The organism is Tessaracoccus sp. MC1679 (assembly GCF_014164775.1).
Lineage (GTDB): Bacteria > Actinomycetota > Actinomycetes > Propionibacteriales > Propionibacteriaceae > Arachnia.
In genome coordinates this window covers 514,200-534,928 of the sequence record NZ_JACJGB010000001.1, presented here as the reverse complement: position 1 = coordinate 534,928, position 20,729 = coordinate 514,200, and the positions used below count along the sequence as shown (strand labels likewise).

The window sequence follows — 20,729 nt, the reverse complement described above, 5'->3', positions numbered from 1 at the left end:
CGCGTCTCAGCCGGATGGGCGCAGGCGCTCGCGTCAGCTGGGGGTGATCGGGAGGGTCAGGGTGAACGTCGCGCCCCGACCCGGGCCGGCAGACGCCGCGACCAGGTCCCCGCCGTGGGCCCGCGCGATCTGCCGCGCGATCGTCAGGCCGATGCCCGATCCTCCGCCCCGCTGATCCCCCTGCCGGCGATCCACCCGGTAGAACCGCTCGAACACCTTCTCCAGGTCCTCGGCCGCCAGGCCCACCCCGTCGTCAGCGACCGTGACCGCCACCCGCCCGGACTCCGCGCGGCACCTCACCGCGACACTCCCGCCCCGCGACACCGCCCGCAGCGCGTTACCCACGAGGTTCGTCACCACCTGCCCGATGCGTTGAGCGTCGGCGTCGGCCCAGGCGGCCTCGGAGTCGACTGTGAGGCTGACGCCCGCGTCGACCGCCTGAGGGCGCAGCCTCTCGGCGGCCTCGGCGGCAGTGGCCCCGACGTCGATCCGCTCCAGCCGCAGCGCCGTGCCCGCCTCCTGTGATTTCGACAGCGCCCCGAGATCGTCGGCCAGACGACGCATCCGCTCCACCTCGCGCCCAATGAGGCCGAGGTGCTCGGAATCTGTCGGAACCATTCCATCGGTCATCGCTTCGACGTACCCGCCCACGACGGTGAGGGGGGTGCGGAGCTCATGGGCGACGTCGCCGAGCAGTCTGACGCGCCGGGCTTCCGTGCTGGCCAGGGACTGGCCGAGCGTCTGAAGGTCGGAACCGAGGTCGCTGAGCTCCCGCTCGGACGCCTCCGGGACGGCGATGTCGTAGCGCCCAGCGGCCATCTGCCTAGCCGCCTCCTGCAGCTGGCGGATGGGGCGCATGAAGCGGCGGGCGACGAGGATCCCGAGCGTCGCGGCGACGAGAACCCCCGCGGCCGTGCCGATGAGCAACGCCAGGTCCATCGTCTCGACGATCTGCTGCCGGAAGCCCTGCCCCTGGCCGGCGTGGGGACCGCGCTGTTGCATGCGGTCGTACAGGGCCGGGGCCAGCGCCCGCGAGAGGAGGAACGTGACCAAAGCGCCGATCGCCACCACCGCGACATGGCTCAGCGCCAGCCGCACCGCCAGGCTCCTCACGGCTTCCCCGAAGGGGTCTTGAGAAACCGGTAGCCCACCCCTCGAACGGTCCCGATGACGACGGTGCCGTCGTCGCCGAGAGCCGCGCGGATGGTGCGGACGTGGACGTCGACGACCCGCTCGTCGCCGTAGAAGGCGTAGCCCCAGACCTGCTCGAGCAGCTGCGCGCGGGAGAAGACGCGGCCGGGTTTACGGGCGAGGGCGAGGAGGAGATCGAAGTCGAGGGCGCTGAGCGTCACGGGTTCGCCGTCGAGCGTGATCTCGCGGGCTGCCGGGTCCAGCGTGAGGCCCGGGAAGCGGAGAGTCTCGTCGGGTGCCTCGTCGGCGCCGCGCGGCCTGCGCATCATGGCGTGCACGCGCGCCACCACCTCGCGGGGGCTGAAGGGCTTGACGATGTAGTCGTCGGCTCCGAGGCTGAGGCTGACGATCTTGTCCACCTCTTCAGCCCGTGCGGTGACCACGATGACGTAGACCGACGAGTTTGCGCGGATCCTGCCGAGGACGTCAAGGCCGGAGAGGTCTGGGAGGCCGAGGTCGAGCAGGACCACGTCGGGGCGCTGCTCTCCGGCGAGCCGGACTGCCTCCTCGCCTGTGCCGGCAGTGAGGACCGCCATTCCTTCGGCCTCAAGGTAGGTCCGAAGAAGGGTGCGGATCTCGGGTGCGTCGTCGACGACGAGAACGGTGGGTGCCACGGTGCCTCCTGGGTCACACAATACCCAGATGGGTATGGGCGGGCGCGGAGTCGGGACCCCAGTGACGCCGGTCACGCTCAGCCCAGGTCGAGGTGACCGTCGCTACGGGCACGATTCCGCGGCCGGCAGGGTTCAGGGGAGTGGTGCGGTCGATTCCCTGACCACGAGATGCGGTCGGATCACCCGCCTTGCGCCCATTCGTCAGCACCTGTGCATAGTTATGCGGCACCAACTGGTCATTCAGGAACGCCTATGTCAGGATGTGGGCTGCCGCGGGATAGCCAGCTCGCAGGCACCCGGCCAACCGTCCGACTATCTAGCCACTCCCGAACAGTTATGCCGTCGCGTCGACGGCCCGCTCAGGACCGTGCTAGTTTCCGAGCGTGCCCATTCGCATTGCGCCCGAGCGGCTCCCCCTCGTCGTCAAGGTCGCGCGCCTCTATCACGAGCACGGACTTCGTCAGCCGGAGATCGCCGCGCGGTTGAACATGTCCCAGTCGCGGGTGTCGCGGCTGCTCAAGGAAGGCGTCGAGGCGGGCATCGTGCGGACCATCGTCGTGGAGCCGCCGGGTATGTTCTCCGAGCTCGAGGACCAGGTGCGCGACGCCTACGGGCTGCGTGACGTCGTGGTGGCGGGAGGGCCGGACGAGGCCGGCGAATCAGACGCGGCCCTGCTCAGCGCCATCGGCAGTGCGGGCGCACGCTACCTCGAGTCCACCATGCTTCCGAGCGACCGGGTAGGGCTGTCATCCTGGTCCGCGTCGCTCCTGGCGGTGGTGGATGCCATGACCCCCCGCACCACCCGGACCGCCGAGCGCATCGTGCAGGTGATCGGCGGCGTCGGAGACCCCCGGGCCCAGGTGCAGGCCACCCGGCTGGCGGACCGTCTGGCGCAGGTCACAGGCGCGGAGGTCCACTACTTCAACGCCCCCGGTGTGGTTTCGAGCCCCGAGGTGCGGGCGTCGTTGATGTCGGACCCCCAGATCGCGGCGATCCGCGACGAATGGACCGGGCTCACGATGGCGCTCGTGGGCATCGGGAGCGTCCGGCCGTCCGCGCTGCTCGTCTCCTCCGGTAACACTCTCCCGGAGGCCGATCTTGAGGCCCTCGCGCGGCTGGGCGCGGTCGGCGACGTCTGCCTTCGCTTCTTCGACGCGCACGGCGTGCACGTCGATACCGAACTGGTGGACCGCACCCTGGGGATCGACGAGGAAACGCTCAAGGCCATCCCACGGCGCATCGGTGTGGCCGGCGGCGAGCGGAAGCATGCCGCGATCCGAGCGGCGCTCGTGGGCGGGTGGTGCGACGTTCTGATCACCGACTCGCGGACCGCTCGCGCGCTGCTTGCCGACGGCTGAGCGCGGCAGAGGGGCCGACTGACGGGTTGCCCACTCAGCCCCCGGCGCTCCACGCCTTCCGCCACGACAGGCGCCCCGTCGTGTGGAGGAGGGCGCGACGGTACAGTCTGGCCCCCGCCAGGATCGTGACCGCACAGAAGGCCAGGGTCAACAGCAACGCCACCGCGGGCTCCCACCAGGTGGTCTCGCCGGCCAGGATCCGCATCGGCATCAGGATGGTGGACATCACGGGGACGAACGAACCCGTCACCTGAGCCTGGCCGTCCAGGTTAATGCCCAGGACGAAGACGCCGACGAGGATCAGCGTCAGCGGCATCGAGGTGGCCTGCACGTCCTCGATCCTCGACGCCATCGACCCGGCTGCGGCCCAGATGCAGGCCAGCGCGAGGAAGCCGAACAGGAAGAACGGCAGGTACCAGGCCACCGCCTCGGCCAGCCCCGGAAGCTCGATGTTGAGGTCGATGAACTGCAGCCCGAGCAGCCCCACGCCCGCGATCAGCGCCAGCTGCAGCAACGCCAAGGCCGTGCTTCCGAGCACCTTGCCCAGCAGCAGGTGCCGCACCGGAATGGCCGCGGCCAGGATCTCCACGATCCGCGACTGCTTCTCCTCCACCACGCTGGTGGCGATCGCCATCCCGAACATCAGCGACGACATGTAGAAAAGCACAGCGAAGATCAGGCCGACGATGTAGACCACCAGCCCCTGATCCGTGTCACCGCTCAGGTCACGGGTGGCCAACTGGGTTCCGGCGAGCAGGTCATCGACCCCGACGCCCAGGCGTTGCGCGTTGTCCTCGAGCGCCGACGCGGACACGAGCTCGATGAGCCCCAGCTGCAGCAACCGACCCGACTGCCCGTCCGTCGCCAACGTCCAGACTCCGCCCTCTCTCACCAGCAGGGCGTCGGCGTCCCCGTCGCGCACCTGCTGTTCCCCCGCCGCGACATCGGTGACCCGGACGGCGTTGGCACGAGCCTCCGGATCGGCGGCCTGCATCCGCGCGTCGAGGCCGGCGACCAGGCGGGCCCCGTCGTTGTCGGTCACCGCGACCGTGTAGGTGGAGGCCCCGGCTGTGAGGAAGAACTGCACCACCATGAGGCCGACGATCAGGGCCAGGCTGAAGCCCGTGGAGAGCAGGAAGTTGCGGTCGCGGAGCTTGACGCTGATCTCGCGGGCCGTGACCAGGGCCCATGGATGCGTCCGCCTCCCCGGCTCTGCGTGGGCGGGGCGTGCGTCGGTCCTGTTCATACGGAGGCAACCTCCCGGTAGATCTCGCTCAGGCTGGGCACCACCCGCGCCAGCTCCCTCACCGGGCCCCGCCCGACGGCGTCGACGAGCAGCCGCTGCACCGCCTCGTCGCTCTCCGGCTCGACGACCACGCTCGTCGCCCCCGACGACACCACCCGCACGCCGCCGGCCGCATGCACCCAGCCGACGTCCCCGTCCACCACGAGCCGGTACCGGACAGGTGCCGTGCTTCGTAGTTCGTCGACGGTGCCATCAGCCACCACGCGGCCCTTGTGCAGCACGATCAACCGGTCGCACAGCCGCTCGACCAGCTCCAGTTGGTGGCTGCTGAAGAGCACCGGCACTCCGGCCGCGGTGTGTTCCCGCAGCAACGCCGCCATCTGGTCCACCGCCGTGGGGTCGAGGCCGGAGAATGGTTCATCGAGGATCAGGGCTTGTGGGCCGCCGAGGACGGCGGCGATGATCTGGGCACGCTGCTGGTTGCCGAGCGAGAGGGACTCCACCTTGTCGCGGGTCCGGTCGCCCAGGCCGAAGCGGACCAGCAGCTCCTCGGCGTGCTCCCGTGCCGCGGCGGCCCGCATGCCGTGGAGGCGCCCCAGGTACACCAGCTGGCTCAGCACCTGCTGCTTCGGGTAGAGCCCGCGCTCCTCCGGCAGGTAGCCGAACCGCGCCCGGTCGGGCTGCCCGGCCGGCCGGCCGCGCCACAGGACTTCGCCGGCAGATGGCTGCAGCACTCCCATAACCATCCGCATCGTGGTGGTCTTCCCTGCGCCGTTGCCGCCGACGAATCCCACCATCTGCCCGGCGGGGACATCGAAGGAGACGTCGTCGACCGCGGTGAGCTGTCCGAACCTCCTGGTCAGGCCCCTGAGCTGCAGCATCCTCGTCCCCCTCCTGCCTGCTCGCCACAGTACCGGTCGCGCAGCGCGGCTCCGCGGGCCTCAGCCGAGGCCCAGGAAGTCCACCAGCTCGGCGATGGCGGCCTCCGCCTCCGCGAGGGTGGGCATCTCGGCGAAGACCCGCAGGACGGGCTCGGTGCCGGAGAAGCGCACCACGAGCCAGCCGCCGTTGGAGAAGTAGACCTTGCAGCCGTCGAGGTAGCTGGTGTGGTCCACGGCGGGGGTGAAATCGGGCAGCTCGCGGCGCTCGAAAAGGGTGGCGACGAGCTCGGCGCGGCGCGCGGGGGTGAACGAGTACGCGTTCTCCACCATCTGGGCATCGCCGTACCGGGCGACGACGTCGGCCCACAACGAACTGAGTTTCCGGTTGCTGGCCGCGAGCATCTCCACCAGGAGCGACCCGGCGTACACGCCGTCCTTTCCCGCGATGTGGCCCCGGACCGTGAGCCCTCCGGAGGATTCTCCGCCGATCACGGCATCCGTCTCGGCCATCTTCGAGCTGATGTGCTTGAAACCCACGGGCACCTCGTAGCACTGCTGCCCGTGGGCAGCCGCGACCCGGTCCAGCAGGTGCGTGGTGGCGATGTTGCGCACCACCGGCCCGGTCCAGCCCTTGCCGGTCAGGAGGTACTCGTACAGGAGCACCATGATCTGGTTGGCCGACAGGTAGTTGCCCTGGTCGTCGATGATGCCCAGCCGGTCCGCGTCGCCGTCGGTGGCGATGCCCAGGTCGGCGCCCTTCTCCATGACCGTCTGCCGCAGCTGGTGCAGCGTCTCGAGCTTCGGGGACGGGAGCCGCCCCCCGAACATCGCGTCGTGGCGGGAGTTGATCACGTCCACCTCGCAGCGGGCGGTCATCAGGACGGTCTGCATGCAGGTCTGCGACACCCCGAACATCGGGTCGAGCACCACCCTCAGATGACGGTGCCGGATCGTCTCCACGTCGAGCTGCTCGAGGATGGCGTCGATGTACCAGTTCATCGAGAACTGCACGGTCACCAACGGATGCGTGCGCACCTCGAAGTCCGGCACCGACCGCACGTCTGCCGGCGTCAGTGCGTTGATCTGCTCCTGGAGGGCGGCGGTGACCTCGACGTCCGCGTCACGACCCCCTTCGACGAACACCTTGACGCCGTTGTAGACGGCCGGGTTGTGGGAGGCGGTGATCGCCAACCCGTAGGCGCACCCCTTGTTGCGCACCGTCCACATGATCATGGGCGTGGGGGCCGGGCGGTCGATCACCGTGACCGGGATCCCGTTGGCCACCAGCACCTCGGTGGCCCACCACGCGGCGTCGGAGGAGAGGAAGCGGCGGTCGTAGCCGACGACGGTGCCGCGCCCGGCGACCCCCTCGGCGTTCATCCGGTCAGCGAGACCCTGGGCCAGCAGCCGGACATTCTCCTTGGTGAAGCCGTCGGCGATGATTGCGCGCCAGCCACCCGTGCCGAATTCGATCATGCTCGCACCGTAGCTGAGCCGCCTCCCGGCGAGGAGCATCGGGGCAGGACCATTGCGCGTTTGCGCAGTGCCCCTGAGCGGACCCGCCTCCTCGACGGCGCCGCCTCCGTGGGGCGGGCGGAAGCGCACAATGGCTGCGCGAAGGAGGAGCCGGGCCGGGCGCTGATCCTAGGATGAGGGCCATGAACGAGACCATGCCCACGAAGGCCGTCATCCTTGCCCGCGGCCTCGGCACCCGGATGCGCCGCGCGGCCGACGTCGACCTCGACGAGGATCAGCGCAGGGCGGCTGAACTGGGTCTCAAGGCGATGATGCCAGTCGGTCTCGGCGACACCTCCGGGGGAGGGCAACCGGCACACCCGTTCCTCGACCATGTGATCAGCGAGCTCGCCGACGCTGGCCTGACCGACATCTGCCTCGTCATCGGCCCCGAGCACGACCTCGTGCGCGACTACTACGCGACGCTCGACCTGTCGCGGGTGCGGATCTCGTTCGCCGTCCAGGTGGAGGCCCTCGGCACGGCCGACGCGGTCCGGGCGGCCCGCGGGTTCGCCGGAGGGGACCGGTTCGTGATGGTCAACGCCGACAACTTCTATCCCGCCGACGCCGTCCGCGCACTCAGGCGGGCGCCCGGGACGGCCACGGTCGGCTTCGACGCCGCTGCGATGGTCAGCAGGTCCAACATCCCCGCCGACAGGATCGCCGCCTTCGCGATCCTGGACACCGACGCCGAGGGCTACCTCGTCGACCTGATCGAGAAGCCCCCCGCCGACGTGGTGGCGCGCTTCGGCCCGCACGCGCGCATCTCCATGAACTGCTTCCTGTTCGGTGCGAGCATCTTCAACGCCTGCGACGCCATCAGACCCTCGGCGCGGGGCGAGTACGAGATCGTCGACGCCGTCCGCTGGCTGATCGCGGCCGGCGAGCCCGTCACGGTGGTCCCGGTGGCCGAAGGGGTGCTGGACATGTCCGGGCGCACCGATGTGCCCCTGGTGGCGGCAGCCCTCGCGAGCCGTCCGGTGCGGTTGTGAGCGGCTGGTTCGCACCCGGACGCATCGAGGTCCTCGGCAAGCACACAGACTACGCCGGCGGCAACGTGCTGGTGTGCGCCGTCAACAGGGGTGTGACCGCGACGGTGGAGCCGGGCCGACGGGGGATCGAGGCGCGGAGCACGGCGCAGGAGGACGCCATCACCCTGGAGCCGGGCGTTGCGGTGCGCCTTCCTGCCGGGCACTGGGGGCAGTACCTCAACGTGGTGGTGGACCGGCTGGGCGCCAACTTCGGGCCCCTGCGCCCCGCGCGGCTTGCCATCGACGCGGACCTGCCGTTGGCCAGCGGCATGAGCAGTTCCTCGGCACTGGTCGTGGCGTCAGCCATGGCGTTGGCCCAGTTCAACGGCTTCGACGAGTCCGAGGCCTGGGTCGCGGCGATCCGGGACGAGGTTGCGCTGGCCGGGTACCTGGCCTGCGTCGAGAACGGGAGCGCGTTCGGTGCGCTGTCAGGACGGGCGGGCGTCGGCACGTTCGGGGGATCCGAGGATCACACGGCCATGCTCTGCAGCCAGGCCGACCACCTCGGACTGTTCAGTTTCAACCCGGCCGCGCTCGTGGAGCGCGTGCGGCTCCCGGACGACCTCGCCTTCGTGGTGGCGGTGAGCGGCGTGTCGGCGGAGAAGACCGGCGCGGCGAAGGACGCCTACAACCAGGCCTCACGCGGGGTCGCTGAGCTGCTGGCCCGCTGGAACGCCGCCGCCGGGCGCGGAGACGCGAACCTGGCCGCCGCCGTCGAATCCGACCCGGAGGCCGCAGCGGTGATCGAGTCGCTCGTCGCGGACGAGCCGCGACTGCTCGCGCGCCTCCGCCAGTTCGTCGCCGAATCCACCTGGATCGTGCCGGCGTCGGTCGAGGCGCTTCGCGCCGGTGACCGTGCCGCGCTGGGCGAGTTGGTCGCGGCTTCCCAGAGGTGGGCGGCCGACGGTCTCGACAATCAGATCCCCCAGACCGAGGCGCTGGTCGAAGACGGCCGACGGCTCGGTGCGGTGGCCGCCTCCTCCTTCGGGGCCGGGTTCGGTGGCAGCGTGTGGGCGCTCGTGGATCGCGACGGTGCCGACAGCTTCGCCGCCGAATGGCTCGCCGGCTATGTGCGGGCCCACCCGGAGCCGGGAAGCCGTGCCGCCACCCTGGTCACCAGGCCCGCGGGGCCGGCTCACGCTCTGGCCGATTGAGGGAGAGGGAGGCGGTCTACCCGCCGTAGGTGATTCTCGACGACGGGTCCGGCTCCTCCTGGCGCAGCCGTTCCTCGATGGTCTCGTCGTGATCGGTGTCGTCGGTGTGGAGAGCCGAGTCCACCGGCGTCTGGGGATCGTTCGGGACCATCGAGGCGGCGTCAGCGCCGTCGTCGATGAGGTCAGCGGTGCCGAGGTCTTCGGCTGTCACCTCGCCGTAGGGGTGCTCGGCGTCGGCGACGTCCTCGGCGTCCAGCTGCTCGAGTCCGTCAATGCTGCCGTCTTGCGCGTCCATGCTCATGCGCCCAGCCTTGCACGGGATCGGTGCCAGACAAGGAGTTTGCGCGCCTCCTTCTGCGTGCCGGGAGCGACGCGGCCCAGCGCCGGGGGCCTATTCGTCGAAGAGGCCGCGGATGTCTGCGGCCGTGATGGCCCCGGAGGAGAAGGAGCCCGAGTCGATGACGGAGGTGAACAGGTCCCGCTTGCGTTCCTGCAGCGCCACCACTTTCTCCTCGATGGTGTCCTCCGAGACCATCCGGTACACGTTGACCGATCTGGTCTGGCCGATGCGGTGGGTCCGGTCGATGGCCTGGCTCTCCGCGGCCGGGTTCCACCACGGGTCCAGCACGAAGACGTAGTCCGCCTCGGTCAGCGTCAGCCCGAAGCCGCCGGCCTTCAGCGAAATCAGGAACACCGGGTCTTCGCCCTCGCGGAACGCGGCGATGCGGGCCGGCCTGTCGCGGGTGTGGCCGTCGAGGTAGACGTGGCTGATGCCCGCCTCGCTCAGCGCCTCCCGCACGAGCTTGAGATAGCCGGTGAAGCTACTGAACACCAGCGCCCGGTGGCCCTCCGCCGCCAGTTCGGTGACCTGCTCCACCAGGGCGGCGACCTTCGCCGACGGCGCCCCCGAGGCGTGCTCCGCGTCCACCAGGACCGGGTCCAGCGCCAGCTGCCGCAGCTTCGTGAGCGCACGGAAGATCGCCACCCGGTTGCGGTCCATGTCCTCCAGCATGCCGAGTACCCGCTGCCGCTCCCGGTGGAGGTACTTGTCGTAGACCCTGCGGTGCGCGGGAGTGAGCTCCACGCGTTGCACCTGCTCGATCTTTTCCGGCAGTTCCTGCACCACTTCGCGCTTGGTCCGGCGCAGCACGAACGGCTTGATCCGCCGTCGAAGGGTCTCGAGGGCCAGAAGGTCGCGCTCGTTCTCGATGGGCTTCCGGAACCGTTCGGTGAAGTGGTCCGGGCGCGGGAACAGGCCGGGCGCCGACAGCGACAGCATGGACCACAGGTCCATCAGCGAGTTCTCCAGGGGGGTGCCCGTGATGGCCAGCGTGAACGGGGCGCCGAGCCGTCGGGCGGCCTGGTAGGTGCGGGAGCGGTGGTTCTTCACGAACTGGGCCTCGTCGAGGATCAGCCCGCTCCACTGCAGCGCCCGGTACTCGGCGTCCTCCAGCCGCATCAGCGTGTACGAGGTGACCACGACGTGTGCGCCCGCGACAGCCGCCGCGACAGTGTCGCCCCGGCGCTTCCCCGTGGCGGTGATCACCGCGACATTCAGGCCTGGCGCAAACTTCGCCGCCTCGTCGGCCCAGGTTCCCACCACGCTGGCGGGGGCCACGACGAGCACCGGCGTGCCGTCCAGCTCCCCGGCCTCGCGCGCCCGCTCCAGCAGGGCGAGGGTCTGGAGCGTCTTGCCGAGGCCCATGTCGTCGGCAAGCACCCCGCCCAGCCGCGCGTCCCAGAGCGCGGCCAGCCATTCGTAGCCGCGGAGCTGGTAGGGGCGCAGCGTGGCGCGGATCCCGTCCGGGAGGGCGGGCGCCGGGCGGTCGGCGTCGGGGAGGAGGCGCTCCACGGAGGCCAGCCATCGCTTGCTCTGGCGCGCGATCACGCCCAGCTCGACGAGCTCCTCCCACAGGGCGGCCTGGTAGGGGCCGATGCGAAGCGGGCCGTTGGGGCTTCCGTCGGTGAGCTCGCGGGCTTCCTCGATGAGTCGTCGGAGGTCCTGCAGCTCCGGGATGTCGAGGCGGAACCAGGTGCCGGAGTCCAGGAGCAGGGCGTCGTCCCCTGCGGCCAGGGCTCTGAACAGTTCCTCGAACGGCACCTCCTGGCCGTCGACGGAGACGGTGATGTGGAGGTTGAACCAGTCGCGGTCCTCGGTGTCGTCTGCTGTGAGGAGCACGACGGGGGCCTCCGAGGCCTCCTCGTAGGCCACCGCGTCGCCCTCCTCCTGCACCTGCACCCCTGCTTCGAGCAGGTGGGGGAGGACGTCGGCGAGGAACGCGGCGGCCGCCATGCCCTGCAGCTCGTGGTGGGCGATCAGGACTGGGCGGGGGGTGGCCTCCAGCAGTGAGGCGCCCACGACGCTGAGCAGCGCGACCACCGCCTCGGTGAGGCGCCGCTCCACCGGCACATCGCGCGGCGGATCCCCTGCGGCGTGCGCGAGAGGGACGACGGTGGGGCCCTGTCCGGCCACCGGCGACGGATAGGCGAACCCCCACCTGAGGTGCGTGACGTGGCCGGGGAGGTGCGTGAGGGTGAGGTGCAGGACGGGTGGGACGATCTCCGGGGCCTCGACGGTGCCGTCAGAGGTGGACACCGCTCCCGTGCGAGCGAGGGCCGGGTAATAGAGGGTCAGGAAGCGATTGACGTCCTCGGCGGGGATCTCGACCGCCTTCCCGTCGGCGAGGAGCCGGTCCAGCCCCTCGGCCGGTGGGGCGGCGAGCGGCCAGAGAGTCAGGGCGCCGCCGTCGAGCTGCCCCACCCCGTGGGCCGGGTTGCCGAACAGCAGGACCCGTCCTGGGGCGTCGGGATCCACCAGGGAGACGCGCGGCCGGGCGGTGATGCCGCCGTCGGCCGAGCGCGTGAGGTCCAGCGCGACCGTGGCGGAGTCGTCGCCGATCCGCACGGACCGCAGGCCCTCGCCGGCGAGGAGGACGACGCCGGCCGAGACCGCGCGCCGCAGCAGCGGCCAGGCGAGGGGGCCGAGGCTCGCGAGGTCCACTGTCGCGGGGACGCCGTAGGAGTAGGCGTTGTCGGGGCTGAGGAGGTGCAGCTGTGCCAGGGCCGCCCGATGCGCGGGGTTCAGCTCCGCGGCCCGCCACGGTTGGGTGATGTCGCCCCACGAGGCGCCGGTCTTCACCCACGGGGTGCGGGCGCCCTCGCGGAGGGGCTGCAGCGTGATGCGCGACACGGCGGCGCCGTAGTGGAGGGTGGGGACGGAGAACTCGAGGGCGAGCGCCCGTCCGGCGGTGGCGGAGGCGTCGCCGAGCTTGATCAGGTGCGCGAGCTGGCTCTCCCACGTGGTGCTGGCGGGGCGTTGGCGGAGCCGGGCGCGCGCCGCGAGCATCACGGCGGCGACGTGCTTGCAGGAGCGGCCCATCGGGCAGCTGCACCAGTTGTCGAGGCGCCGGCCACTGCGGGTGACCTCGACCTCGTAAACATGACGCCCGCTGCCGGTGACCAGCGCCCCGAGTTCGTCGGGCGCGACGGTGAGGTCGCGGACGTGCCCGGCGTCGAAGTAGCCCTTGCCGCGGAAGTAGGTGGATGCGCCGAAGACCCGTTTCAGCTCGGGCTCGGAGAACTCCCGAACCCACTCCACGTCGTCAGGGCCCATAACGGACGAGGGTACCCGCTACGGCCTCCCGCCCGCTCCGCGTCGCCGGTGTCCCGGCTCCTGGCGTTCATCCCGGACAACGACCAGGTTGGGGACAGTCGTCGGAAGTTATCCACAGGGGGTCGATGAAGTCCCGAATCGGCCGCGGCGGCTGCTGTGATGGGGCGACCTCAGAGAGAAGGGCGACGGAGATGGAAGCAATGGACGTGCAGGTGGGCGAGGTCTGGGCGTACTACCCGGACGACTACCGGCCCAACGCGAGCAGAGTCGAGATCCTGGAGATCGTGCCTCGGCCCAAGAAGGACCGTTACCTCATCCGCTTCGAGGACGGCCGCGAGCGGGAGGTCGCGCGGACGCGTCTCAAGTGCAGATGGGAGGACGCCCGGGCCTACGAGGAGAAGCTGGCCGCGGAGGAGCTCATCCGGAATCAGGCCCCGGATTCCCGCCTGTCAGGATCCATCCGACGTGTCTTCCGGCTGGTCCCGCGCGAGGTGGCCACGTTGGAGCACTCTGGTCAGGTCGTCATCCACGACACTGCTCGGCTGGCTGCCCGGACGGGGCTGCCGATGGATGTCCTGCTGGCGGCGTGCGGACAGGTTGCGGAAGGCAGCAGTCTTCGGGTGTCGGCGCTGGGAGGCCAGAGGATCGCGATGGCGCTGTGCGTCGCGCACCCGGCCGAGGCCCTGCAGATCGCGCGCGGGCGAGACAGCTACGCGGACCACTACGACGACGAGCGCCCCGGCTACTTTTCACCCCGCCGGGACTATCGCTGGTACGCCGATGAGGAGGCCCCCGCCGGGGAGATCATCAGAAGCTGGTGTGGGGCGTTGCCCACCTCCCGGGCCGAGGCGGCCGCCGCGGCCGAGGCCGAGTGCCACCGGCTGTGGCTCCTCGCCCACCGGCTGGTCAATGAGCTGAGCAAGCACGCTCTCCCCTTGGCCGAGAACCTGCGCAAGGATCTGGTGAACAACCAGATCTCGGCCGACGACGTCCGCGCGGCCTGATTCGCAGCTTGGTGATGCTCCCAGGCGGCAGCCAAAGGTGATGTATCACCGGTGATACAGTGAGGAGATGGGAAGTGTGACGGTGCGAGACCTGCGCAACCGCAGCGCGGATGTGCTGGCGCGCGTGGCTCGCGGTGAGAGCCTGACGGTGACGCGAGACGGCGAGCCGGTGGCGGCAGTGGTTCCGCTCCCGCGTCGTCCACGAGGTGCCGCCGAGCTGGTCGACAGATGGAGGGCGCTGCCACGGGTGGATGCGGCAGCGCTCAAGGCAGACATCGACACCGTGCTGGATCCGTCGCTGTGAGTGAAGGGATTCTGGACACCTCCGCAGTGATCGACCTGGGCATCCTGGAACCCGCCTCGCTGCCTGCCGAGCCCATGATCACCGCAGTCACGATGGCGGAGTTGTCAGTGGGGCCGCACGTTGCGCGCTCGGATGTGGAACGTGCGGCCCGCCAGGCGCTGGTGCAGCAGGCGGAGGCGGACTTCGACCCCATCCCGTTCGACGGTGCCGCGGCGAGGGCCTTCGGGGTGGTGGCCGCCTCGCTGAGGTCTGCGGGGCGAAAGCCTGCAGCGCGCGCGTACGACGCGCTCATCGCGGCCACTGCGCTGTCACGCGGGCTGCCGATCTACACGGCCAACCCACGTGACTTCGAGGGGATCGCGGGGCTCGACGTGCGGGCCGTCCGGGCCGCGCACGCCGAGTCCTGAGGCGTCAAGAGGGGCTTCGATAGCGCAGCCGCGCCAGTGCCGGGCCGTCCCTTGCGTCCCCGAGAACGTCGCCACGGACGGCTACCACCGTGGACTTCGCCGGAGAGCCGGTCGTCCCCGCGCCCGGCCGAGTCGCGGTTGGTCGCCTCTGAGGCGCTGGCCGGGGCTATCGGTTTCCTTCCCCCGGGGTGGGGGATCCGGCGGGCCGGTGGGTGGCCAGCCGAACCTCCAGCCCGTCGAGGATGAGCTCGAGGCCGTAACCGAATTCGTCTGCGAACGTGTAGCCCGTCGCCACCTCGTCGATGAGCGCGGCCAGGTGGGGGTAGGGCTGAAGCAGCGATCCCACCGCGGCCGCGTAGTCCTCGGCGCCCTCAGCGCGGGAGGAGTCGAACGGGAGGTTCTGCTCGGTGAGGGCGAACCCGTAGACGTAGGCGTCGATCACGGAGAACGCGTGAGATGCCAACCTCGGCGGGAACCCGCCGCCCACCAGGCACCCGAGCACCGCATCGTGATGGTTGAGCAGCGCCGCGCCGGGGTTGGTTCGCGACTCGATGAGCCCCAACGTCCACGGGTGCGCGGCGAGCACCGCTCGCGCCGACGAGGCCCGGCGAACCATCCCGGCGCGCCATGGCTCCCCGCCCAGCGGCAGCTCGATCCGGGAGAAGATCCAATCGGCCAGCGCGTCGAGGAGGGCGTCCTTGCTGGCCACGTGGTGGTACAGCGACATGGCCTCCACCCCGAGCTCCCGCCCCACTGTGCGCATGCTGACCCCGCTGAGTCCTGAGCGGTCCGCGACGGCGACGGCGGCCTCGACGATGCGCTCCAGGCTGAGTGGCGTGCGGGATTCCATGGCTCCTCCTTGTGTTCTTACAGGTGTAAGGCTACAGTGAAGCGAGCAGACTTACACCCGTAAGGAGAGTCGTGAAAGCAGCAGTGGTGCACCGCTACGGACCCCCCGAGGAGGTGGCGATCGTCGAGGTTCCCATCCCCCAGCCCGGCCAGGGCGAGGTGGTCGTCCGCGTCGAGGCGGTGGCCGTCACCTCCGGCGACGCCCGGATGCGGGCCGGCCGGTTCCCGGCCGGGTTCGGGGTACTCGCCCGGCTGGGTTTGGGCATGCGCGGGCCGCGCCGTCGGGTATTGGGCGGCAGCCTCTCGGGGGTCGTGGTCGGTGTGGGCGCCGAGGTCGCGGGGCTCGCGGTGGGCGACGAGGTGGCGGGCATGTCCGGCGCCCTCGGGGCGCACGCGCAGTACGTGGCGGTGCCGGCAGCCCGCATGGTGCCGAAGCCCGCCGGCATCACCCACGCCGAGGCGGCCGGGGTCCTGTTCGGCGGCACCACGGCGCTGTACTTCCTGCGCGACAGGGCCGGGTTGCGGGCCGGTCAGACCGCGCTGGTCAACGGGGCCTCCGGATCTGTCGGGTCCGCTGCTGTGCAGCTGGCCAAGGTCATGGGCGCGGACGTCACGGCGGTCACCAGCGCGACGAACGCCGCCGTCGTGACCCGGTGGGGAGCGGACAGGGTGGTGGATTACTCGCAGACGCCGGTGTCGCGGCTGACCGGCACCTACGACGTGATGTTCGACGCAGTCGGCAACGTCTCCCGCTCTGAGGGGCTCCGGCTCGTCTCACAGGAGGGTGCTCTGGTCCTCGCCGTCGCCGGGCTCTGGGACACCCTCCGGGCGCGCGGCCGGGTGCATGCCGGCCCAGCTCCCGAGCGGCCCGAGGACTTCGCCTACCTGCTGGCCCTCGTCGCCGAGCGCCGGCTGGACCCCGCCGTCGAGGAGTTCGAGGGGCTTGGCCGGCTGCCGGAGGCGTACCGGCGCGTTGATTCCGGCCGCAAGGTGGGCAACCTCGTGCTCATCCCCGAACCCAATGAGGCAGGCTGAGGCCATGAGCGGCGAGACGGAGCTGACCACCCTGCTGGCGACGATGTCCCCCGTCGTGTGCCCTGGGGCCTTCGTCTTCGTGGTTGGCCCCGGGCCTGTGGAGGCTGAGGTGCTGGCCAGCGTCGTCGAATCGGAAGGTCTGAGCATGGTGCTTCGCAAGGAGGACGCGGACCGGCTCGGGTTGGACTACGACTACGTCGCGGGGTGGATCACGCTCACGGTGCAGTCATCGCTGGCCGCCGTCGGGCTGACAGCGGCTGTGAGCACGGCGCTGGCGGAGGCGAGCATCAGCTGCAACGTCGTCGCGGGGTACCACCACGACCACCTCCTGGTCCCGGCCGACCGGCTGGACGACGCCCTGGCGGCCCTTCGTCGCCTGGCCGGAAACGCGCGGGTGTGAGCGAGCCGGCCCAGCGATGAGGAGATCGACGGGGGAGGCTCGCAGCCGCGATCCGTCGCTTAGCCTGGAGGGATCCTGGTTGCGGAAGGCAACCCTGAACGAGGGAGTTCGCCATGACTGACCACACCTACAAGGTGACCGAGATCGTCGGTAGCTCGAGCGAGGGCCTGCAGCAGGCCATCGATGGGGCTGTCGCGCGGGCGTCGCAGACGCTGTCCCACCTGGACTGGTTCGAGGTGACCGAGATCCGCGGCCACATCCAGGACGGCCAGGTTGCCCACTACCAGGTGGGCCTGAAGCTCGGATTCCGCCTGGAGGACCACACGGCGTGAGCGCGACGCAGGACCGTCGTCGTCAGTAGATGAAGAAGGCGAACATGTCCGGGTTGTGGGCGTGCACGATGGCCATGAACACGATGGCGTCGAACAGCAGGTGCACCACCAGGACGTAGAGCAGGGAGCCCGTGCGCGCGAACAGGAAGCCCTGGATCAGTGCGAACGGGATGGTCAGGAGCGGTCCCCACTCGCGGTAGCCGAGCTCCCACAGGAACGAGACGAAGATGGTGGCCTGCAGAGCGTTGGCCAGCCACACCGGGAAGTGCCGCCTCAGCAGGGCGAAGCAGGTGCAGATGAAGAACAGCTCGTCCCAGGTGCCCACCGCGTTGACGCCGACGAAGAACCGCGCCAGTTCACTGGCGTCGGTGATGTGCGGCCAGTTGAGGTAGGCGCCGGAGCGGATGAAGTAGAACGGCAGGATCGCCCAGCCCAGGAACGGCACCGCGACCACGTAGATGACCTCTAGCCGAGACCATCGATGTTCCCCTCGCCAGGGGAACGTGATTGCCCGGCGGCGGTAGACGAAGCGGTCGATCAGCAGCGGCACCGAGACGGCGAGGATCAGCACCGCTCCGATGATGAGGAAGCGGTCCCAGCTCACGTCGGCCTCGACGGAGGTGGCGCTGACGATCGCCACACCCACCCCGATCAGCAGCAGGTCCCTGCCCAGCTCGCGGTTCACGAGACAGGCGGCCAGCAGGCTCAGTAGCAGCAGCGCGTGCCCCCATCCGGCCAGCTGGAACGCGAACAACAGGACCGCAGAGATCGACACCCCCGCCGCGGGGATCAGATCGCGCACCGACCATGCCTGAGCCGACGACGGGTCCTGAGCGAGGGGCGTCGGTGGGGAGGCCATGGGTCCAGCATTCCGCATGAGACGCCCGACGGTGGGGCGCGCGGCTCATGAATGGACCCATGAGCCGCGCTGTCGAGTGGGGCCGGCGTCTCCCGCGCCGTCGAGGTGAGTAGGCTCGGTGGGGTAGTCAACGACGACCACGGGAGGATCACCATGCCCACGCTTGCCATCATCGGTGCCGGAGCCGGACTCGGCGCAACAGTCGCCCGCCGCTTCGCCAAGGAGGGCTTCTCGGTGGCGCTCATCTCTCGCACCGCCGAACGCGTCCATGCCCTCGCCGAGGAACTGACCGCAGAGGGCATCACGGCCCGGGGCTACGTGGCAAACGTCCGCGACCACGATTCCCTGCGGTCCGCGCTCGACGACGCGGCCGCTGACCTCGGCCCCATCGACGTGCTGCAGTACAGCCCGCTGCCGGCGAAGGAATTCCTGCGCCCAGTGCTGGAGACCACCGTCGAGGACCTGCAGCCGGCCATCGAGTTCTCCGTCTACGGGCCGCTCGTGGCGATCCATCACGTCATGCAGCACATGCGCTTCCGCGGAGGCGGCACGATCCTGCTCGTCAACGGTGGCAGCGCGGTGCGCCCGGTGGCGAAATTCGCCGGCACGTCGGTGGCGTTCGCGGGGGAGTCGGCATTGGGTCAGATGCTGCACGACGCCTTGGCGCCGGACAACATCCACGTCACCCAGCTGATCATCCCCGGCGGGATCATCGAGGGTCACCCCCGCAAGGACCCGACGGTGCTCGCCGAACGGCTCTGGGAGATGCACGCCACGAAGGAGCAGTTCCGTCACTTCGCCGGCGATATGGACCTCGACGGCTGACGGTCGAGGCCCGCACGGGGCCACTGGTGGGAGCCGAGCCGGGCCCTGACAGGATGGACCCATGACTGACGAGCGCCCTTGGGTGAAGCACTACCAGCCGGGGGTCCCGGCAGACATCGCCACCCCGCCCACCTCACTGGTGGAGATGTGTGAGGAGGCGGTCGCCAAGGGCGGCGACGGCGTGGCGCTGCAGTTCTTCGGCCGCGAGACCAGCTACCGGAGTCTCGGGGAGCAGATTGCCCGCGTCGCCGAGGGCCTGCGCAGGCTGGGCGTCCGCGCAGGCGACCGCGTGGCACTGATCCTGCCCAACTGCCCGCAGCACGTCGTCGCGTTCTACGCGGTCCTGCGGCTGGGCGCGATCGTCGTGGAGCACAACCCCCTCTACACTGCGCGCGAGCTGCGTCACCTGTTCGAGGACCATGGCGCCCGGGTGGTCGTCGCCTGGGACGCGGCCGTGGGCAAGATCCGCGAGCAGCCGAGCGACATCGAGGTCGAGCATGTCGTCTCGGTCAACCTGCTGCGGGCATTTCCCCTTGTCAAGCGCTTGGCGTTGCAGTTGCCTGTGCCGAAGCTGCGCGCCGCCCGCGACCGCCTCACCCAGCCGGCGCCCGGCACCATGCCCTGGGAGGACCTGCTCCGGGCGCCCGCCCTCGAACCCGCGCATCCGCGCCCCGCGGTCGACGACGTGGCCGTCATCCAGTACACCAGCGGCACCACCGGCCGCGCCAAGGGCGCGATCCTCACCCACCGCAACCTCTACGCCAACGCACTGCAGGGCGCGGCATGGATGCACGACGCCGTGGACGACCGGGAGGTGATCTACGCCGTCCTGCCCATGTTCCACGCGTTCGGCATGACGCTGTACCTGACCTTCGGCATCCTCAAGCGCGCCCGGATCGTCCTGTTCCCGAGCTTCGACGCAGACATGGTCCTCGACGCCGCCCGCACCACCCCGCCGACGGTGTACTGCGCGGTCCCGCCGATCTACGAGAAGACCGCCCGACGGGCCCTCGAGCGTGGCGTGAGCCTGAAGTCGGCCCGCTTCTGCATCTCCGGGGCGATGAACCTGACCGACCCGATCGTCGAGCTCTGGGAGGGGGTGGCCGGGGGGCTCCTCGTCGAGGGCTACGGCCTCACCGAGACCGCCCCCGTGGCGCTGGGGAATCCGTTCCACCCGTCGCGGCGCACCGGCACCATCGGCATCCCGTTCCCCAGCACCCGGATGCGCGTGGTGGACCCGGAGGACCCGTCCCGTGAGGTGCCCCAGGGGGAGCGTGGTGAGCTTCTGCTGGGCGGTCCGCAGGTGTTCCAGGGGTACTGGAACGCGCCGGAGGAGACCGAGGCGGTGCTGCTGCCCGGCGGATGGCTGCGCACAGGCGACCTGGTCACCGTTGACGCCGACGGCTTCACCACCATCGTGGACCGCGTGAAGGAGCTGATCATCACGGGCGGCTTCAACGTGTCGCCGACGGAGGTGGAGGCGGTCCTGCGTGCGCACGAGGACATCGACGACGCCGCCGTCGTCGGCCTGAAGCTGGAGGGCGGGGGAGAGCGCGTCGTGGCGGAGGTGGTTCCGCGCCCGGGCGCCACGGTGCATCCGGAGGCAGTGCGCACGTGGTGCAGGGAGCGGTTGGCCGCCTATAAGGTGCCGCGCGAGGTGGTGGTGGTCGACGAGCTGCCGAAGTCGATGCTGGGCAAGGTGCTGCGCAAGCAGGTCCGCGACCGTCTCGCCGCACGGGCCGTCTCCGCTCCCTGATCTTTCCCGCTGGTTGAGCCGCGCCAAGCCGCGAAGCGGCGCAACGCGCGTCGAAACCGAACCGCGCCCGGTGCAGGGAGCCCTGACCCGATGCCCGGGCGGCCCCCTTGTCCACAGCCCTCCCCGTCGGCCTCCGGCCGGCCGTTGGTTCAGTTGTGGAGGCCGCCCGGGCCTCGTGCCAGCGCTCCCTGCACTCGTTTCCCTGTGGCGTGCTCGAGTCCGGGAGTGTGCCGTCAAGGCGGCCCTGGCTCGGGTCTGCTCAGGCGGGATGCCAGTTGGGTGATCGTCGGGTTGGGCATCACAACGCACAGCCGCCCTGCCGTCACCCGCCCTCGCGGGCATCGCAGCGTCCTGC

General features: G+C 70.4%; 20 protein-coding genes. 11 read left to right on the top strand and 9 right to left on the bottom strand.

Going from position 1 to position 20,729, the window contains the following annotated elements; translation table 11 throughout:
- Positions 1–33: 33 nt before the first annotated feature.
- Both H5398_RS02610 and H5398_RS02605 read right to left on the bottom strand, forming a co-directional pair.
- Positions 34–1,098, bottom strand: coding sequence for a sensor histidine kinase (locus H5398_RS02610; protein ID WP_370586029.1), 1,065 nt, complete (start codon positions 1,096–1,098; stop codon positions 34–36).
- Positions 1,099–1,109: 11 nt separating this feature from the next.
- The gene (locus H5398_RS02605) at positions 1,110–1,805 is read right to left on the bottom strand and encodes a response regulator transcription factor (RefSeq protein ID WP_182781387.1); all 696 of its coding nucleotides are present in this window, start codon (positions 1,803–1,805) and stop codon (positions 1,110–1,112) included.
- A 383-nt stretch (positions 1,806–2,188) separates the two neighbouring features.
- Here H5398_RS02605 and H5398_RS02600 point away from each other — a divergent pair, with 383 nt between their 5' ends.
- Positions 2,189–3,163: a sugar-binding transcriptional regulator gene (locus tag H5398_RS02600; RefSeq protein ID WP_220489060.1), complete on the top strand. Its 975-nt coding sequence runs from the start codon at positions 2,189–2,191 to the stop codon at positions 3,161–3,163.
- Between the two features lie 34 nt (positions 3,164–3,197).
- Here H5398_RS02600 and H5398_RS02595 read toward each other — a convergent pair whose 3' ends face one another.
- From H5398_RS02595 to H5398_RS02585, 3 genes are read right to left on the bottom strand one after another with little or no spacing between them, the layout of a single operon-like run.
- Entirely contained in the window at positions 3,198–4,409 is a 1,212-nt protein-coding gene (locus tag H5398_RS02595; RefSeq protein ID WP_182798896.1) for an ABC transporter permease, read from the bottom strand.
- Positions 4,406–5,290 (bottom strand): ABC transporter ATP-binding protein, encoded by an 885-nt coding sequence (locus H5398_RS02590; protein WP_182798895.1) that lies wholly within the window; start codon positions 5,288–5,290, stop codon positions 4,406–4,408. Before H5398_RS02590 ends, H5398_RS02595 begins: the two co-directional genes overlap by 4 nt.
- A 60-nt stretch (positions 5,291–5,350) precedes the next feature.
- On the bottom strand, positions 5,351–6,766 hold the full coding sequence (locus H5398_RS02585; protein WP_182798894.1) for a phosphoglucomutase/phosphomannomutase family protein: 1,416 nt from the start codon (positions 6,764–6,766) through the stop codon (positions 5,351–5,353).
- A gap of 182 nt (positions 6,767–6,948) precedes the next feature.
- Between H5398_RS02585 and H5398_RS02580 the strand changes: the two genes are divergently transcribed.
- Both H5398_RS02580 and H5398_RS17660 read left to right on the top strand, forming a co-directional pair.
- Entirely contained in the window at positions 6,949–7,797 is an 849-nt protein-coding gene (locus tag H5398_RS02580; RefSeq protein ID WP_182798893.1) for a nucleotidyltransferase family protein, read from the top strand.
- Positions 7,794–8,990: a galactokinase family protein gene (locus tag H5398_RS17660; protein ID WP_182798892.1), complete on the top strand. Its 1,197-nt coding sequence runs from the start codon at positions 7,794–7,796 to the stop codon at positions 8,988–8,990. Before H5398_RS02580 ends, H5398_RS17660 begins: the two co-directional genes overlap by 4 nt.
- A gap of 16 nt (positions 8,991–9,006) precedes the next feature.
- Here H5398_RS17660 and H5398_RS02570 read toward each other — a convergent pair whose 3' ends face one another.
- Complete coding sequence (locus tag H5398_RS02570) at positions 9,007–9,291, bottom strand: hypothetical protein (RefSeq protein ID WP_182798891.1); 285 nt, start codon at positions 9,289–9,291, stop codon at positions 9,007–9,009.
- 90 nt (positions 9,292–9,381) lie between these two features.
- Positions 9,382–12,603, bottom strand: a complete 3,222-nt coding sequence (locus H5398_RS02565) for a DEAD/DEAH box helicase (protein ID WP_182798890.1) — start codon at positions 12,601–12,603, stop codon at positions 9,382–9,384.
- A 191-nt stretch (positions 12,604–12,794) separates the two neighbouring features.
- Between H5398_RS02565 and H5398_RS02560 the strand changes: the two genes are divergently transcribed.
- From H5398_RS02560 to H5398_RS02550, 3 genes are all read left to right on the top strand, one after another.
- The gene (locus H5398_RS02560) at positions 12,795–13,607 is read left to right on the top strand and encodes a hypothetical protein (protein ID WP_182798889.1); all 813 of its coding nucleotides are present in this window, start codon (positions 12,795–12,797) and stop codon (positions 13,605–13,607) included.
- 67 nt (positions 13,608–13,674) lie between these two features.
- Complete coding sequence (locus H5398_RS02555) at positions 13,675–13,911, top strand: type II toxin-antitoxin system Phd/YefM family antitoxin (RefSeq protein WP_182781396.1); 237 nt, start codon at positions 13,675–13,677, stop codon at positions 13,909–13,911.
- Positions 13,908–14,318, top strand: coding sequence for a type II toxin-antitoxin system VapC family toxin (locus H5398_RS02550; protein ID WP_220489059.1), 411 nt, complete (start codon positions 13,908–13,910; stop codon positions 14,316–14,318). The genes H5398_RS02555 and H5398_RS02550 overlap by 4 nt, the downstream gene beginning before the upstream one ends.
- 166 nt (positions 14,319–14,484) lie before the next feature.
- Here the strand turns inward: H5398_RS02550 and H5398_RS02545 are convergent, their stop codons facing one another.
- Positions 14,485–15,168: a TetR/AcrR family transcriptional regulator gene (locus H5398_RS02545; RefSeq protein WP_182798888.1), complete on the bottom strand. Its 684-nt coding sequence runs from the start codon at positions 15,166–15,168 to the stop codon at positions 14,485–14,487.
- A 71-nt stretch (positions 15,169–15,239) separates the two neighbouring features.
- Here H5398_RS02545 and H5398_RS17655 point away from each other — a divergent pair, with 71 nt between their 5' ends.
- The 3 genes from H5398_RS17655 to H5398_RS02530 all read left to right on the top strand — a co-directional run bounded on the left by H5398_RS17655 (position 15,240) and on the right by H5398_RS02530 (position 16,934).
- Positions 15,240–16,202, top strand: a complete 963-nt coding sequence (locus H5398_RS17655) for an NAD(P)-dependent alcohol dehydrogenase (protein ID WP_182798887.1) — start codon at positions 15,240–15,242, stop codon at positions 16,200–16,202.
- Between the two features lie 4 nt (positions 16,203–16,206).
- Positions 16,207–16,602 carry an ACT domain-containing protein gene (locus H5398_RS02535; RefSeq protein ID WP_182781400.1) on the top strand — a complete coding sequence of 132 codons (396 nt, stop codon included), beginning with the start codon at positions 16,207–16,209 and terminating at the stop codon, positions 16,600–16,602.
- Positions 16,603–16,715: 113 nt separating this feature from the next.
- Positions 16,716–16,934 carry a dodecin gene (locus H5398_RS02530; RefSeq protein WP_182781401.1) on the top strand — a complete coding sequence of 73 codons (219 nt, stop codon included), beginning with the start codon at positions 16,716–16,718 and terminating at the stop codon, positions 16,932–16,934.
- A gap of 22 nt (positions 16,935–16,956) precedes the next feature.
- On the opposite strand, the gene H5398_RS02525 is transcribed toward H5398_RS02530, so the two are convergent.
- Positions 16,957–17,793, bottom strand: coding sequence for a type II CAAX prenyl endopeptidase Rce1 family protein (locus tag H5398_RS02525; protein ID WP_182798886.1), 837 nt, complete (start codon positions 17,791–17,793; stop codon positions 16,957–16,959).
- Positions 17,794–17,946: 153 nt separating this feature from the next.
- On the opposite strand from H5398_RS02525, the gene H5398_RS02520 reads away from it, so the two are divergent.
- Complete coding sequence (locus H5398_RS02520; protein WP_182781403.1) at positions 17,947–18,618, top strand: SDR family oxidoreductase; 672 nt, start codon at positions 17,947–17,949, stop codon at positions 18,616–18,618.
- Between the two features lie 61 nt (positions 18,619–18,679).
- On the top strand, positions 18,680–20,374 hold the full coding sequence (locus H5398_RS02515) for a long-chain-fatty-acid--CoA ligase (RefSeq protein ID WP_182798885.1): 1,695 nt from the start codon (positions 18,680–18,682) through the stop codon (positions 20,372–20,374).
- The last annotated feature ends 355 nt before the right edge of the window (positions 20,375–20,729 follow it).